This window comes from Collinsella sp. TM10-22 (genome assembly GCF_003466125.1).
Lineage (GTDB): Bacteria > Actinomycetota > Coriobacteriia > Coriobacteriales > Coriobacteriaceae > Collinsella.
This window is the reverse complement of record NZ_QSOC01000003.1, coordinates 55967-71091: the sequence shown is the minus strand read 5'-3', so window position 1 is coordinate 71091 and position 15125 is coordinate 55967. Positions and strand designations below refer to the sequence as shown.

11 protein-coding genes are annotated in these 15125 nt (G+C 61.3%); 1 reads left to right on the top strand and 10 read right to left on the bottom strand.

Features of this window, described 5'->3' with window-relative positions; genetic code table 11:
* The first annotated feature begins 106 nt into the window (after positions 1-106).
* Positions 107-997, top strand: coding sequence for a DMT family transporter (locus DXD94_RS03780; protein ID WP_117763269.1), 891 nt, complete (start codon positions 107-109; stop codon positions 995-997).
* Here the strand turns inward: DXD94_RS03780 and carB are convergent.
* The 10 genes from carB to rpsR form a co-directional block, all read right to left on the bottom strand.
* Positions 928-4242 carry a carbamoyl-phosphate synthase large subunit gene (gene carB, locus DXD94_RS03775; protein WP_117763268.1) on the bottom strand — a complete coding sequence of 1105 codons (3315 nt, stop codon included), beginning with the start codon at positions 4240-4242 and terminating at the stop codon, positions 928-930. The two genes, DXD94_RS03780 and carB, sit on opposite strands and share 70 nt — an antisense overlap.
* A 98-nt stretch (positions 4243-4340) precedes the next feature.
* A complete protein-coding gene (carA, locus tag DXD94_RS03770) occupies positions 4341-5846 on the bottom strand; it encodes a glutamine-hydrolyzing carbamoyl-phosphate synthase small subunit (RefSeq protein ID WP_233540313.1) in 1506 nt (501 codons plus the stop codon).
* A gap of 317 nt (positions 5847-6163) precedes the next feature.
* Positions 6164-7129, bottom strand: a complete 966-nt coding sequence (locus DXD94_RS03765; protein WP_117743350.1) for a hypothetical protein — start codon at positions 7127-7129, stop codon at positions 6164-6166.
* Positions 7130-7148: 19 nt separating this feature from the next.
* Positions 7149-8921 carry an ABC transporter ATP-binding protein gene (locus tag DXD94_RS03760; RefSeq protein WP_117763267.1) on the bottom strand — a complete coding sequence of 591 codons (1773 nt, stop codon included), beginning with the start codon at positions 8919-8921 and terminating at the stop codon, positions 7149-7151.
* Between the two features lie 203 nt (positions 8922-9124).
* The gene (locus DXD94_RS03755; RefSeq protein WP_199406603.1) at positions 9125-9820 is read right to left on the bottom strand and encodes an NUDIX domain-containing protein; all 696 of its coding nucleotides are present in this window, start codon (positions 9818-9820) and stop codon (positions 9125-9127) included.
* 21 nt (positions 9821-9841) lie between these two features.
* Complete coding sequence (gene purD / locus DXD94_RS03750; protein ID WP_117763266.1) at positions 9842-11146, bottom strand: phosphoribosylamine--glycine ligase; 1305 nt, start codon at positions 11144-11146, stop codon at positions 9842-9844.
* Between the two features lie 118 nt (positions 11147-11264).
* Positions 11265-12551, bottom strand: a complete 1287-nt coding sequence (locus tag DXD94_RS03745) for an adenylosuccinate synthase (protein WP_117763265.1) — start codon at positions 12549-12551, stop codon at positions 11265-11267.
* 93 nt (positions 12552-12644) lie between these two features.
* The gene (gene dnaB, locus DXD94_RS03740) at positions 12645-14042 is read right to left on the bottom strand and encodes a replicative DNA helicase (protein ID WP_117763264.1); all 1398 of its coding nucleotides are present in this window, start codon (positions 14040-14042) and stop codon (positions 12645-12647) included.
* 219 nt (positions 14043-14261) lie between these two features.
* Complete coding sequence (rplI, locus tag DXD94_RS03735) at positions 14262-14801, bottom strand: 50S ribosomal protein L9 (protein ID WP_117763263.1); 540 nt, start codon at positions 14799-14801, stop codon at positions 14262-14264.
* A 15-nt stretch (positions 14802-14816) separates the two neighbouring features.
* Positions 14817-15083 carry a 30S ribosomal protein S18 gene (rpsR, locus tag DXD94_RS03730; RefSeq protein ID WP_006235829.1) on the bottom strand — a complete coding sequence of 89 codons (267 nt, stop codon included), beginning with the start codon at positions 15081-15083 and terminating at the stop codon, positions 14817-14819.
* Positions 15084-15125: the final 42 nt, after the last annotated feature.

The window sequence follows — 15125 nt, the reverse complement described above, 5'->3', positions numbered from 1 at the left end:
CTTACGAACTTGTGTTCCATGACGCGTTCTATGCTATCAACGCGTGCGGACACAAAATTGCGCGTACCATAGAGGCGTTTTCTGCTTCGCCTCGTTTGGGAGATGTATGTCCAAACCCTCATCCGCACTCGACGCCAGCTCTTGCGATGTTTACGCCGACTCCGCGCGCCACCCTCTCACGCGCACATGGTGCGTAGCTGCGCTCGCCCTCATCTGCTGCGCGCTCTGGGGCAGTGCGATCCCCTGCATCAAGATCGGCTACGAGCTTCTCGGCATCCAAAACGGCGACGTACCATCGGAGTTTCTCTTCGCTGGCGTGCGCTTTATGCTTGCCGGCGCTATCGCACTTGCCGCTGCAGTCATAACAAGACGTCGCTTGCCTCGCGTCTCACGCACGGGATGGCCACTCGTTATCAGACTCTCGCTTGCCCAAACTATCGTGCAGTACGCCTTCTTTTATATCGGCGTTTCAAACGCTTCGGGTGTGCGCGGCTCAATCGTCAACGCTATGAACACGTTTCTCTGCGTGTTGATGGCAGCGCTCGTGTTCCGGCAAGAACGGCTCACTGCGCGCAAAGTCCTCGGCTGCGCTATAGGTTTTACCGGAGTCGTTATCGTCAACCTCACCGGTGGCGATAGCGGCGGCGCCGTCACGCTCACAGGCGAGGGCTTCATCCTTATTGCCGCTGTCTCCTACGCTGTCTCGTCTGCCCTCATCCACACCTACTCCCAGCGCGAGGACCCCGTGGCGCTCAGCGGCTACCAGTTTATCAGCCCTAGTCATCGCGCAAAGCCCTTCGGCAGCACACGGTGCAGCCGAGTCACCGTGTGCCGGGGCGGGAAGGCGGACCTTTCTCTCGGAAAACTTCGCGAAGCCCAGTTTCCGAGAGAAAGTGTCCGGCTGCCGCCCCGGCCGACCAGGTCACACTACATCGCGTACTGCGGCAGGTCCTGCAGGGCGATGACGTCCATACCCATGTCGTTGGCGCTGCCGTGACCCTGCTGGTCCTCGCGCACCGCCTCGATGGCACTCACGTATGTGTTGGCAGCGGACATCGCGGTCACGCAGGTCACGCCGCGGCGCACCGCCTCGGTACGCAACAGATAGCCGTCGCCACGCGAACCCGGGCCGTACGGCGTGTTGATGATCACCGCAATCTTGCCATCGGCGATAAGGTCGCCGATATTGGGACGCTCGCCGTCATGCGGGCCGCTGATCTTTTCCACGATTTCGCACGTCACATTGCCGCCGCGCAGCACGCGCGCCGTACCCTCGGTAGAGCAGATATCAAAGCCAAGGTAGCGCAGGATACGGGCGACCGAAAGGATGTGGCGCTTGTCGCGGTCGCACACGCTAATGAACACCTTGCCGCAGCTCGGGTCGGGCAGCTTGTAGTCAATCGCCAGCTGCGTCTTGGCATATGCCTCGGGATAGCTCTTGGCGATACCCATGACCTCGCCCGTCGACTTCATCTCGGGCCCCAGGATAACGTCGGCTCCCGGGAAACGACCCCAGGGCATAACGGCTTCCTTCATGCAGAACCAGTCCAGCTGACGCTCGTCGCTCGGCAGGCCCAGGCTCGCGATGGAATCGCCCGCCATGATACGCGCCGCGCACTTGGCCAGCGGCACGCCGGTGGCCTTGGAAATGAACGGCACGGTACGGCTGGCACGCGGGTTAGCCTCGATCACGTAGACGGTCTCGCCCTTGATGGCATACTGCACGTTGACCAGGCCGCGGACTCCCAGCGCCATCGCGATGCGGCGCGTAGTCTCGCGGAGCTTCGCCTGCAGGCTCTCGCTAAAGCTAAACGGCGGAATGCACGTCGCGGAGTCGCCGGAGTGGATACCGGCCTCCTCGATATGCTCCAGGATACCGCCGATGTAGACCTCCTCGCCGTCGCACAGGGCGTCGACATCGGACTCGATCGCACCCTCCAGGAAGCGATCCAGATACACCGGGTAGTCGGGGCTAATGCGCGCGGCCTCGGCCATGTAATCGCGCAGATGCTCGGCATCGTAGGCGATCATCATTCCGCGGCCGCCCAGCACGTAGCTCGGACGCACCAGCAGCGGGTAGCCGATGTGCGCGGCCACGGCCTCGGCCTCCTCAAACGAGGTGGCCTGACCCGCCGGCGGATACATAATGCCCAGCTTGTCGAGCAGAACGGCAAAACGCTCGCGGTCCTCGGCAAAATCAATAGCATCGGGCTTGGTGCCCATGATGTTCACACCGCTCTCCTCGAGCATGCGCGCCAGCTTAAGCGGAGTCTGACCGCCGAGCGTCACCACGACGCCGTCGGGACGCTCAACGTCGATAACGTCCATGACGTCCTCGTAGGTGAGCGGCTCAAAGTACAGGCGGTCGGACGTGTCGTAGTCGGTCGAGACAGTCTCGGGATTGCAGTTGACCATGATGGTCTCAAAACCGCGAGCCGCCAGCGCATAGCTCGCATGCACGCAGCAGTAGTCAAACTCGATACCCTGACCAATACGGTTGGGGCCGGCGCCCAGGATCATCGCCTTGGGCTTGTCCGCCGGCGTGGTCTCGTCGGGGGCAACGCACTTCTTGGCATCCGGGCTCGTGCGGTAGATGTTCTCGTACGTCTTGTAGTGGTACTCCGTGGCGCTCGAGAACTCCGCAGCGCAGGTATCGACCGTCTTCATGCTGGGAACCACGCCCAGACCCTTGCGGTAGGCGCGCACAAAGCGCTCGTCCGAGCCGGTCAGCGCGGCAATCTCGGCATCACTCGTGCCATACTGCTTGAGCAGGCGCATCGCGTCGGCGTCAATGTCCTCCACACGCAGGCCGCGGATGCTCTCCTGGACCTGCACCATGTCGTTGATGCGGTTGAGGTACCACGGATCGATGCCGCAGATGGCATGGATCTGGGCGATGTCCCAGCCGCGGCGCAGGGCCTCGACCACAAAGAAGATGCGGTGCTCGGTCGGGGTTGCCACGGCTTGGGCGAGCTCATTGTCGCTCAGCTTATCGGCACCCTCCTTGCCACCGACACAAATACCCTGGTGTCCATCCTCCAGCGAGCGCATGGCCTTGCCAAAGGCTTCCTCGAAGGTGCGGCCGATCGCCATAATCTCGCCCACGGCCTTCATGCGCGTGGTGAGCGTGGGGTCGGTACCCTTGAACTTCTCGAAGGCAAAGCGCGGCACCTTGACCACGCAGTAGTCAATCGTGGGCTCAAAGCAGGCAGGCGTTGCTTTGGTAATGTCGTTGACGATCTCGTCGAGCGTATAGCCAACGGCCAGGCGCGCGGCGGCCTTGGCGATGGGAAAGCCCGTGGCCTTGGAGGCCAGTGCGGACGAGCGGCTCACGCGCGGGTTCATCTCGATGACGATCAGGCGGCCGGTCTGGGGGTTCACGGCAAACTGCACGTTGGAGCCGCCGGTCTCGACGCCGATCTTCTCCAAGATGGCGAGCGAGGCGACACGCATGCGCTGATACTCAAGGTCGGAGAGCGTCTGCGCCGGCGCCACGGTAATGGAGTCGCCGGTGTGCACACCCATGGGGTCGAGGTTCTCGATAGAGCACACGATGATGCCGTTGCCGGCGTGGTCACGCATGACCTCCATCTCATACTCTTTCCAACCCTCGATGGATTCCTCGACCAGCACCTCGTGGGCAGGCGAGAGCTCAAGGCCCTGGCTCACGATGGAGACGAGCTCCTCGTGGGTATGCGCGATGCCGCCGCCGGCGCCACCGAGGGTAAAGCTCGGACGCAGCACGCAAGGATATCCCACGCGCTCGGCGATAGCCTCGGCGTCAGCCACGCTGTAGGCATAGCCCGAGCGCGCGACCTCCAGGCCAATCTCGGCCATTGCCTCGTTAAAGAGTTTGCGGTCCTCGCCGCGCTCGATGGCGGCAAGGTCGCAACCGATCATCTCGACGCCGTACTTGTCCAGCGTGCCGTCTTTCGCCAGCTCGACGGCGGCGTTCAGACCGGTCTGGCCGCCCAGCGTGGGCAGCAGCGCGTCCGGGCGCTCTTTCTTGATCACGCGCTCGATAAACTCGGCGGTGATGGGCTCGACATAGGTGCGGTCGGCAAGACCCGGGTCGGTCATGATAGTCGCCGGGTTGGAGTTGACCAGGATGACCTCAAAGCCATCCTCCTTGAGCACCTTGCAGGCTTGGGCGCCGGAGTAGTCGAACTCGCAGGCCTGGCCAATGACGATGGGACCCGAACCAATAACGAGGATACGCTTGATGTCAGTACGTTTCGGCATGTTTAAAACCTCCTAGAGAGGCTGACTCAATGTTTTGGAAAAGTCAGCGAGGGTGCAGCTGGTGCATCAGGTTGCCGTAATGCGAGGGCGCGCTGGGCTTATGCCCGCGCGTCCGAAGCAGAACGGCAAGATGATGTGCCAGATGCAGCCGCAGCGTCGATCGGTCCGCCGTTCGGCAGAACGGCGGAACCATCGTCGGCGAAATTCCAACCGGCAAGGCGGTCCTTCGCGGTGTCGATGTCCAGGTAGTTCTCCTCGCCGTCCATGAGTCGCGTAAAGGCGGTAAAGAGATAGTGGGCATCGGTGGGGCCAGGCGAGGCCTCGGGGTGGTACTGGACCGAGAAGCACGGGGCGTCGAGCAGCTGGATGCCCTCGGCGGTGCCGTCGTTAAGGTTCACATGCGTCAGGCGAATGCGGCCAAAGCGCTCGTTCATCACGACCGGCGCGATGCCGCGGCGCACCCAGACGCGCAGATCTCCATCGGCCGCATGCTCGGTCTCGCCGCCGGAAAGTTCGGGGACAAGCTTGCCCAAGCTGGGGCACAGCAGGCCAAAGCCATGATTTTGCGCGGTGATCTCCACGCAACGGCTTACCAGGTTCATGACCGGCTGGTTGCCACCGCGGTGACCGAACTTAAGCTTTTCCATCTGGGCGCCGCAGGCCAGGCTGATCATCTGATGACCCAGGCAAATGCCAAAGACCGGCACCTTGCCGATCAGCTGCTGCACCTGCTCATAGGTCTCCACCACGGCGTCGGGGTCGCCGGGGCCATTGGACAAAAAGACACCGTCGGGATTCATGTCGAGCACCTGCTGGGCGGGCGTATCCCACGGCACGACGGTAAGGTCGCAGCCGGCGCGGACGAGACCCTCCAGAATGCCGCGCTTGACACCGCAGTCATACGCGACCACTTTGTGACGGGCAGGAGCGGCAGCCGCAAGCGCAAAGTCATGCGTGGCAGGCAGGTCGGCGGCCACAAACTCGTGAGGCGCGGGGCAGCTCACGGTCTTGACCAAATTCTCGCCCACCAGCGTGGGCGCTGCGGCCAGACGCTCGGCAAGCTCGTCGACGTCGAAGATCTCGGTCGAGATAATGCCCATTTTGGAACCATTGTCGCGCAGATGGCGCACCAGAGCGCGGGTGTCGACACCCTCGATAGCGACGATGCCGTGAGCGCGCAGGTACTCCGGCACACTGACGGCCGAACGCCAGTTAGAAGGCGTGGTGCACATGTCGCGGACGATCATGCCGCGCATGGCGGGAGCGCTCGCGGGGCGAGCGGTATCGCCGGGGAAGGCCGACTGGACGTCGGTCTCGTCGATGCCGTAGTTACCGATCTGCGGATAGGTCATGGTTACGATTTGGCCGGCATAACTCGGGTCGGTCATAACCTCAAAGTAGCCCTCGAGCGAGGTATTGAAGCAGACTTCGCCGGTCGCGGTGCCCTCGGCGCCGCATGCACGTCCATAAAAAATGGTCCCATCCTCAAGATACAGGATGCAGGGACCGCAGGTGCCCTTGCTGGTTTTGGCCAGCATACGCTGGCAAAGCTCGCTGGGCGCGAAGGTGCGGGCGGCAGCGCCCGCGGTATGGTTGTTCGCCATAGTTCTCCTTCCCGGTCTCACAGGACCGGCTTAAAGGTGTGTAGTTAGGCCTCGAGGTATTCTAACCGCAAGCATCACTTATGGCGTTAATTTCATAGAATTGTTTACAAAATGATAATTATGACTCCCCATGCATAATGATTCACAACCGCCATCGGGTAGTCTTTTTGGGACGGGGCTATTTTAGCTGCCTCGGCTGCTAGCGCTAGCGTTTTGTCTGATTGACGGCCGAGGTAGCTAAAATAGCCCCGTCCCAAAAAGACTACCCAGAAAAATCATCCCGCGTGGGCTTGTGGCTCACGCGGGATGATGGCCTCCTACTTTTTCTTGTCCTGTTCCAGCAGATCGGACGGTGAGCGATCGGGCTTGCCGCCGCGGAAAATCTCGCGACCATGCAGACGATGTTCCAGGTCACGTTCGGCCTTTTCCTCGTCAATCTTGGTCTGGCTCACCACCGGGTCCTCAATCAACGACGACACCGAGTTCACCTGCTTCTGAATGCGCTCGGCGATGGTGTCATCCATACTCACGATGCGCATCTTCCAGTCGATACTCGTGGCGTTGGATGAGCTCTTGGTCCATACGAACGTCAGAATGGCGCTCTGGTGGCCCTGGGCGGGAAACATGCCAAAGAAGGAATCGTGCTGAATGTTGCTATCTTCGTCGATATAGGCGTGCACGTTATACACCACGCGGTCAATCTTATCGTTGAGCAGCGCGTTGGTCGCAAGTGCCGCGGCCTGAATCTGCCCGTTGGACAGCAGTTCGAGCTCGTTGGCAGACGATGTGTCCAACACCGTTACCTCGACCGTGCCCGTACGCTCATCGGCCTCGTCGACGGAAAAGTCGAGCGGAAACTGCGTAAAGCCGTTGCCCCACTCAAGGCCGCCCTTCAGCGCCGTCGAAACGGTATCGACCGAAACGCTCTCGGACAGATTGGCGGTATTCAGACGGCGCATCACGCCGTAGCCGATCTGCATGCCCACGATCAGCACCAAAATACCGATGACCACGGCCATCGCGGTCTTCGTAATGGTATGGCTCACCTGCGAGCCCGAAGGATCGTCCTCGGACAGCGGGTCGATATGTTTTGCCTGGCTCGCGCGGTCCTCGCTGCGCAGCTGCGCTAGCGCCGCTTTGTCACCGCGCTTGGCCGCAGCCTCCTTCTCGCGCATGCGCTCGGTACGCTTTTTGGCAAGCGTAGGATCCAAGACGCCGGATGCATCGATTTCGGAGAATAACTCCGTCACCTCTTCCGGAGTCAAAGGGTTCTTATCAGCCATAAACTTCCTGTCATACCAATCAGTCGAGCTCGTGCGCACGCGCACCTTCGAACTGCATTCGATAGTAACGGGCATAGGTGCCGCCACGGGCGAGAAGCTCCTCGTGCGTGCCACGTTCCACAACGCGACCATGCTCAACGGTCGCAATCTCGTCAGCATGCTTAATGGTCGAGAGGCGGTGGGCGATGATAATCGTGGTGCGGCCGCGCGCCAGCTCTTCGAGTGACTCCTGCACCGCCTCCTCGCTCTCGTTATCCAAAGCACTCGTCGCCTCGTCCAAGATCAGGATCTTGGGGTTCTTGAGAAACACGCGCGCGATGGCGACGCGCTGCTTCTGTCCGCCCGAAAGACGGCTGCCGCGCTCGCCCACGACCGTGTCATAGCCCTGCGGCAGCGACTCGATAAAGGCATCGATGTTGGCGCGACGGGCGGCTTCGGCGATCTCTTCTGCCGTGGCGCCCGGTTTGCCGTAGGCGATATTCTCGCCAATCGTTCCATCGAACAGATACACGTCTTGCTGCACCAGGCCGATGGCACGACGCAGGCTCTGCTGTGTCACATCGCGCACGTCCTGGCCGTCGATGCTAATGGATCCGGCGGCCACGTCATAAAAGCGCGGTAGCAACGAACAGGTCGTGGACTTGCCACCGCCCGAAGGGCCAACCAAAGCGATGGTCTGACCAGGCCTGATGGACAGGTCCATATGGTTGATAACGGGACGCTCGTCGGCATCGCCCTCGCCCAGCTCAACATCCTCGTAGTTAAAGCACACGTCGTGATACTCCACGGCGCCGGCGGTCACCTGCAGATCCGTAGCGCCCGGCTTGTCCTGGATATCCGGCGCGGTCGAGAGCACCTCGTCCATACGCTTAAAGCCGGCGATAGCCTTCTGATACATCTCGGCGGAATTGACAAGCGTCTCGAGCGGCGTGCAGAACAACGAAATGTAGAGCGCAAACGTCGCCATATCGACTGCTTGCAGCTCGCCCTGAGCCACCAGCCAACCGCCGAGCAGCACCACGATCACGTAGAGCACGCCCGAGAGCAGGCCATACGTCGCGGTATAGACGCCCATGGCGTGGTACATGTTCTCTTTGGACGAAAGGTAGCCATCGTTAGAGGCACGGAACTTGGCGCGCTCGGTCTCCTCGTTGGCAAAGCTCTTGACTACGCGCATGCCCGCCAGCGAATCCTGCAGTTGTGCATTGATGCCGCTGATCTTTTTGCGGTTGTCGCTAAAGACCTCGCGCATACGCATGTTCTGCCAAAACATGATGACCGCAAACACCGCCGTCACCACGGCCATGGCAAGCGCCAACACCGGGGCGATGGTAAAGAGGATCACAAACGAGCCAATGATCTCGATGCCGCAGATGATGATCCACTCGGGCACGTGATGCGCCGCCTCGCAGATATCGAACAGGTCGTTGACCACGCGGCTCATCATGTCGCCCGAGCTGTTGCGGTCGAAGTACGCAAAGCTAAAGCGCTCATACTGGTCAAACAGGTCCTCGCGCATCTTGGACTCCATGCGCGCGCCCATCACGTGACCCCAATAGCTCACAAAGTAGCGGCAGGCACAGCGGACGGCATACATCAGCACCAAGCCCACCGCGATCATACCGAGCGCCTGCATAATGGCAGCCTGACCCTGGGTAAACAGCCCACCGGTCAGATTGCGCAGAATAATAGGAAACGCCAGGTCAATGGCGGCAAGCACCAGGGCGCAAACCGTATCGGCAACAAGAAGCCCCATCTGGGGCCTGTAATACGACAAAAAACGCTTCAGCATAATCACCTTACGCGGTTTTACCAAACCGCGTTTCGTCTCGACGCTGCAAGTGCCCCATTTGGACAATCTGGCCTTCAATCGTCGGTCGCGTATATCCATACGCTTCCCTCCTCTTTTAGGCCACCTCGTCTCAAATGGAGCACTTTCGCTGACTTACACAAACCAGCGAGGTCATAACCCCGCCTCAACAAAGTAACCGCTCGCTACAGTTCGGCTCCACCAAGGCGATGCGCGATGCTATCGCAGGCGAGTGCGCCCACGACGGTCTTGGCGTCTTCGATCTTACCGTCGAGTACGGCGTCGATCAGCTCGTGCAGCGGCACCAGGTCCACGTTGACAAACTCGTCATCGTCGGGATTAGGCGCGTCGAACTCGAGCTTGGTGGCCAGGTAGATGTGAATGATCTCGTCGCAGAAGCCGCAGGTCGTGACAATCGACGTCAAAAAGCGAATGCGACCGGCCCTAAAGCCCGTCTCCTCGTGCAGTTCGCGCTTGGCGCAATCGAGCGGATCCTCGCCCGGGTCGAGCTTGCCGGCGGGAATCTCGACCGTCACGCGGTCGATGGCGGTGCGGTACTGACGCACCAGCACAATCTTGCCGCTCTCGGTCAGCGCCACAACGGCCGCCGCACCCGGATGGCGAATGATGTCGCGGGCGCTGCGGTGGCCGTTGGGCAGCTCAACCTCAAGACGGTGGACGTCGAGGATCTTGCCCTTCCAGGCGCACTCCTCCGAAAGAATCTTCTCGTGTAGCTCGGCATCATGCGGGTCGTCATCGCCCAGCACAAGCACCGGCTCGTCAGCAACCTCGCCGCCAGGCTCGCCCTCGGCGTGCCCATACACGCGGCTGTCCTCCTCGACGATCTGCGCGTCCACGAGCTCTTCGTTCTTATCGTCCATCCGTCTCATTCCTCTCGGATTTTAGGCATCCCAGGCGTCGCGGCCGCGCAGCGCGCGCAGACCAATGTCGTGACGCAGGGTCTTGCCCTCAAAATCGATCTTCTCGCAGGCCTCGTAGGCAAGGTTGCGAGCGTTCTCGAACGTGTCGCCCAGCGCGGTCACGGCGAGCACGCGGCCGCCGTTGGTCACGAGCCGGCCGTCCGCCACGGCGGTGCCGGCGTGGTACACCGTCACGTTCTCAATGGCCTCGGCTTCGGCGATACCGGTGATGACCTTGCCCTTCTCGTAGCTGCCGGGGTAGCCCGCACTCGTCAGGACAACGGCCACGGCCCACTCGTCGCGCCAGTCGAGCTCAATCTGATCGAGCTCGCAGTTGGCGCAGGCCAGCATGACCTCGACCAGGTCGTTCTTAAGGCGCGGCAGCACGACCTGCGTCTCGGGGTCGCCAAAGCGAGCATTGAACTCCAGCACCTTGGGGCCGGCGGGCGTGAGCATAAAGCCGCCGTACAGGCAGCCGCGGTAGTCGATGCCCTCGGCAGCAAGCTCGGCAACGGTCTGCTCCATGACCTTCACCATGGTGGCGTGCTCCTCGTCGGTCACGATGGGCACCGGGCTGTAGACACCCATGCCGCCGGTGTTGGGGCCCTTGTCGCCCTCGAGCGCACGCTTGTGGTCCTGCGAGGTGGCCATGGGGCGCACGGTCTTGCCGTCGGTAAAGGCAAGCAGCGAGCACTCGGGACCGGTCAGCATCTCCTCGATGACCACGGTGTTGCCGGCATCGCCAAAGGTGCCGCCAAAGCACTCTCGCACGGCCTCCTCGGCCTGCTCAAGTTCGGTCGCCACGATAACGCCCTTGCCCGCGGCAAGGCCGTCGGCCTTGACGACCAGCGGGGCGCCCTGCTCGCGCACGTAGGCGAGAGCCGAAGCCTCGTCGGTAAACGAGCCGTAGGCTGCCGTCGGGATACCGGCGCGCTCCATAAGCTGCTTGGAGAACAGCTTGGAGCCCTCCATCTGAGCGCCCTCGGCACCCGGGCCAAAGCACGGAATACCCGCCGCACGCACGGCGTCGGCCACGCCCGCCACGAGCGGAGCCTCGGGGCCAATTACCACGAGTCCGCATCCGTGGCTCTGCGCAAACGCCGCCACGGCCGCAGGATCGCAATCGTCGAGAACAACGTTCTCGCCACAGCTCGCGGTGCCGCCGTTACCCGGCGCGATGTAGAGCTTGCCGGCGCGCGGTGATGCTGCGAGCTTCGCTGCCAAAGCGTGCTCACGGCCGCCGCTGCCCAACAACAGGATGTCGATGGTTTGAGTGTCCGCCTTCAAGGGTGCCTCCTCTATGGATGAATGGCCCGCTCCGCGCGAGCCCTTTGCAAGCAAATATACCCCTCGGCCGCCCACTTGGGCTGCAAAGGGGTATATCGCAATAACCAAATGGTCCCGATTACTTCCAGAATCGGTTGATGATCTGCTCGCGACCAGCGCCAACGCCAATAAACGTCACGCGGGTGTGTGCCAGATCCTCGATAAACGCCACGTAGTCCTGGGCCTCCTGCGGCAGCTCGTCAAAGCTGCGGCAGCCGGTAATGTCGCACTTCCAGCCAGGGAGCTCCTCGTAGACGGGCTTGGCATTCTCAAAACGCACTTGGTGCTCGGGCACGCTCGTATAGCGCTCGCCATCGACGTCGTAGGCGACGCACACCCTGATGGTGTCGAAGGCCGAAAGCACGTCGAGCTTGGTCAGGGCGATATCGGTGAGGCCGTTGACGCGCGAGGCGTAGTTGGCGATGGGGCCGTCGAACCAGCCGCAGCGACGACGGCGACCGGTGGTCACGCCGTATTCATAGCCCTCCTCGGTCAGCGTGTGACCGGCCTCGGACTCATAGGAAAGCTCGGTGGGCATGGGGCCCGAACCGACGCGGGTGATATAGGCCTTCATGACGCCCAGCACGCGGTCGACATTCTTCATGCCCACGCCGGAGCCGGTGATGGCGCCGCCGGCGGTGCAGTTGGAAGACGTCACGTACGGATAGGTGCCGTGGTCGATGTCGAGCAGCGTCGCCTGGGCGCCCTCAAACAGCAGGTCCTTACCCTCATCGATCATGTTGTTGAGCAGCAGGCTCGTCTCGGTGATGTAGGGACGCAGGCGCTCGGCCATGGGCAGGTACTCGTCACAAATCTGGTCCACGGTGTAGGTGGGCAGGTTGTAGATGAGCTCGAGCTCGGGGTTCACGCGGGCGAGAGCGGTCTCCAGCTTGTCGCGGAACAGCGCCTCGTCCAGCATGTCCTGCATGCGCAGGCCAATGCGGGCCATCTTGTCCTGATAGCACGGACCGATGCCGCGCTTGGTGGTACCGATGTTCTTCTTGCCGAGCTTCTGCTCAAAGGCGCCATCCAGATCGATGTGGTACGGCATGATGACATGCGCGTTGCCGCTAATCTTGAGGTTCTTGGTGGTGATGCCGTCGGCCTCGAACATGTCGATCTCCTCAAGGACAACCTTGGGGTTAACGACGCAGCCGTTACCGATTACCGACACGTGGTCGGAATACATGATGCCGGAGGGCACCTGGTGCAGGCCGTACTTCTTGCCGTTGACGACGATGGTGTGGCCGGCGTTGTTGCCGCCCGAGTAGCGCACGACGGCATCGAAGTCGCCGGCGACCAGGTCGCAAATCTTACCCTTGCCCTCATCGCCCCACTGGGCACCGACCAAAACGGTTGACGGCATGTTTACTCCTTACATTCATGGACTGTCTACGCGCCGCGTCGGCACGCAGAAGCACAAAACATTCCCAGTATACCCGTGCAACGGGCGCCTGTCCTACTCCTCGGCATGTGCCCCATCAAGCTCATAGAACTTGGTGGATGCCGGCAGGAACATCAGGTCGACGTCGCCGATCGGGCCCGAACGGTTCTTGGCCACGACGATACGCGTAACGCCCTCGTCGGGTCGATCGTCGCGTGAGGCTTCGGCCTCGTCGGCGGAGCGGTCCAAGAACATAACGATATCGGCGTCTTGCTCGATGGAGCCCGATTCACGAAGGTCGGAAAGCTGCGGGCGCTTGCCGGTACGGGATTCGACCTGACGCGAAAGCTGCGACAGCGCGATGAGCGGGATCTTGAGCTCCTTGGCCATGATCTTCAGACCACGCGACATCTCGGAGACCTCGACGGTACGGCTCTCGGAGCGACGTCCCGGCGGAGGACTCACCAGCTGCAGGTAGTCCAGGATGATGATGGCCTTCTCCTTGTTGTGGAGCATGCGGCGGCTCTTGGCGCGAATCTCGGTCACCGTGGTGCCGGGCGTATCGTCAATCAGAATATCGAGCTTAGACAAGGTCTGCGTGGCCTCGTTGATATTGGCCCACTGCTCGGGGCTAATGCGGCCCATGCGGAAGTCACTGATCGAGATCATGGCGTAGGCGCAGATCAGACGCTGGGCAATTTCCTTGCCCGACATCTCCAGCGAGAAGAAGCCGACGGTATAACCAGCGGCGGCAGCGTTGAGCGCCAGATTCAGGGCGAACGACGTCTTACCTACAGCAGGACGGGCACCGATAATGATGAGCTGACCCTCGCGAAAACCCATGAGCATGCGGTCGAGCGACGGGAAGCCCGTGGGCACGCCCGCAGCCTGGCCACCGGCCTGGCACACTTCCTCAGCCTCGTTATAGGCCTCGACCATAAACTCGGTCAACGTCTTGTAGCTCGACTTGACCTCGCGCGCCGTGACCTTGAGCAGCTTGCTCTCGGCCAGCTCCACGACCTCTTTGGTGTCGGTGGGAGCGTTATAGGCCAGCGCGTTGATCTCGTTGGTGGCGCCGATCAGCTCACGCAGCATCGAATCGCGGCGAACGATGGCGGCATGGTGCTGCCAGTTCACGAGCGACAGAGTCTGACCCATCAGCTCCAAAATGTACGCCTCGCCGCCCACGGCATCGAGCTTGTTGATGCTTCGCAGGTAATCGATCAGCGAGATGGAGTCGATGGGAATGCGGCTGTTGTACATATCGACCATCGCGGTATAGATGGTCTTATGAATGGGCCGGTAGAAGTCATCGGGCTGCAGCTCGACCTGGGCCTCCTCGACCACCTCGGGCGATAGCAGCATGGCGGCCAGTACATTGGCCTCTGCATCTTGGTTTTGGGGAAGACCCAACTTTGAGCCGCGGTCCTCGACCGTCACTCCCGTCCCCCTTTCGTCATATGCCATGAGCATCCTCATTCATATCGCTTGCGAGCATCCATAGTATCAGCCACGGTCCCAAAACGCGCCGCGCGCCGCCAATCATCACCGAACGAAACGGATGAACGGTCCTGTATATAGGACTTCGGCGCAACGTTCGCCATGACACTCACTCAGCGCAAAAAAACAAAAGGGCACCCCGGTTTCCCAGAGCGCCCTTCTTAGAACAAGATTGTTGCGTTGCAGCAAATGCTACTCGGCAGCAGCCTCAGTCTCGACCTCGGCGGTCTCGGCCTCGGCGGCCTCAGCGGCCTCCTCGACCTCAGCCTCGGCAGCGAGCTCCTCGGCGGTAACGCCGACGAGAACGACAACCTCGGCCTTGATCTCGCGGTACAGCGAGATGGCAACGGTGTGGGCACCGGCAACCTTGATGGGCTTACCGAGCTCGACGCGCTTGCGGTCGATGTCCATACCGAGCTGAGCCTTGATGGCGTCAGCGATCATAGCAGCGGTAACGGAGCCAAAGAGGACGCCCTCGTCGCCGACCTTGACGTCAACGGTGACCGTCTTGCCCTCGAAGGCGGCCTTGGTCTCGTTGGCGGTAGCCAGACGAACGGCCTCGCGCTTAGCGATGTTGTTGCGACGCTCGTCGAGCTGCTTGAGGTTGCCCTTGGTGGCGGCAACAGCGAGCTTCTTGGGGAACAGGAAGTTCTCAGCGTAACCCTGAGCGACCTCTACGACGTCACCCTCGCCGCCCTTGCCCTTGATCTCATCGAGAAGAATAACCTTCATGATGCGTCTCCCTTCTTAGCCGCGGTCGCGGTTGCCACGAGAGGAAACCACGGGGACGGTGTACGGCAGGAGAGCCATCTCGCGGGCGCGCTTGATGGCGTTGGCGATGTCATGCTGATGCTGCGTGCAAGCGCCAGTGACGCGACGGGGCTTGATCTTGCCACGGTCGGTCATGTACTTACGGAGAAGCTGAGTGTCCTTATAGTCGATGAACTCAGTGTTCTCCTTGCAGAACTGGCAGTACTTACGACGCGGCTGACGTGCAGAAAAATCATTAGCCATGTCAAAATACCTTTCGTTTGGCAACTTCGGCGAACCGAAGCC

Excerpts from the sequence above, each read along its gene's own strand:
- DXD94_RS03780 (WP_117763269.1), top strand. The coding sequence starts at position 107 with ATGTCCAAACCCTCATCCGCACTCGACGCCAGCTCTTGCGATGTTTAC.
- carB (WP_117763268.1), bottom strand. The coding sequence starts at position 4,242 with ATGCCGAAACGTACTGACATCAAGCGTATCCTCGTTATTGGTTCGGGT.
- carA (WP_233540313.1), bottom strand. The coding sequence starts at position 5,846 with ATGGCGAACAACCATACCGCGGGCGCTGCCGCCCGCACCTTCGCGCCC.
- DXD94_RS03765 (WP_117743350.1), bottom strand. The coding sequence starts at position 7,129 with ATGGCTGATAAGAACCCTTTGACTCCGGAAGAGGTGACGGAGTTATTC.
- DXD94_RS03760 (WP_117763267.1), bottom strand. The coding sequence starts at position 8,921 with ATGCTGAAGCGTTTTTTGTCGTATTACAGGCCCCAGATGGGGCTTCTT.
- DXD94_RS03755 (WP_199406603.1), bottom strand. The coding sequence starts at position 9,820 with ATGGACGATAAGAACGAAGAGCTCGTGGACGCGCAGATCGTCGAGGAG.
- DXD94_RS03745 (WP_117763265.1), bottom strand. The coding sequence starts at position 12,551 with ATGCCGTCAACCGTTTTGGTCGGTGCCCAGTGGGGCGATGAGGGCAAG.
- dnaB (WP_117763264.1), bottom strand. The coding sequence starts at position 14,042 with ATGCTCATGGCATATGACGAAAGGGGGACGGGAGTGACGGTCGAGGAC.
- rplI (WP_117763263.1), bottom strand. The coding sequence starts at position 14,801 with ATGAAGGTTATTCTTCTCGATGAGATCAAGGGCAAGGGCGGCGAGGGT.
- rpsR (WP_006235829.1), bottom strand. The coding sequence starts at position 15,083 with ATGGCTAATGATTTTTCTGCACGTCAGCCGCGTCGTAAGTACTGCCAG.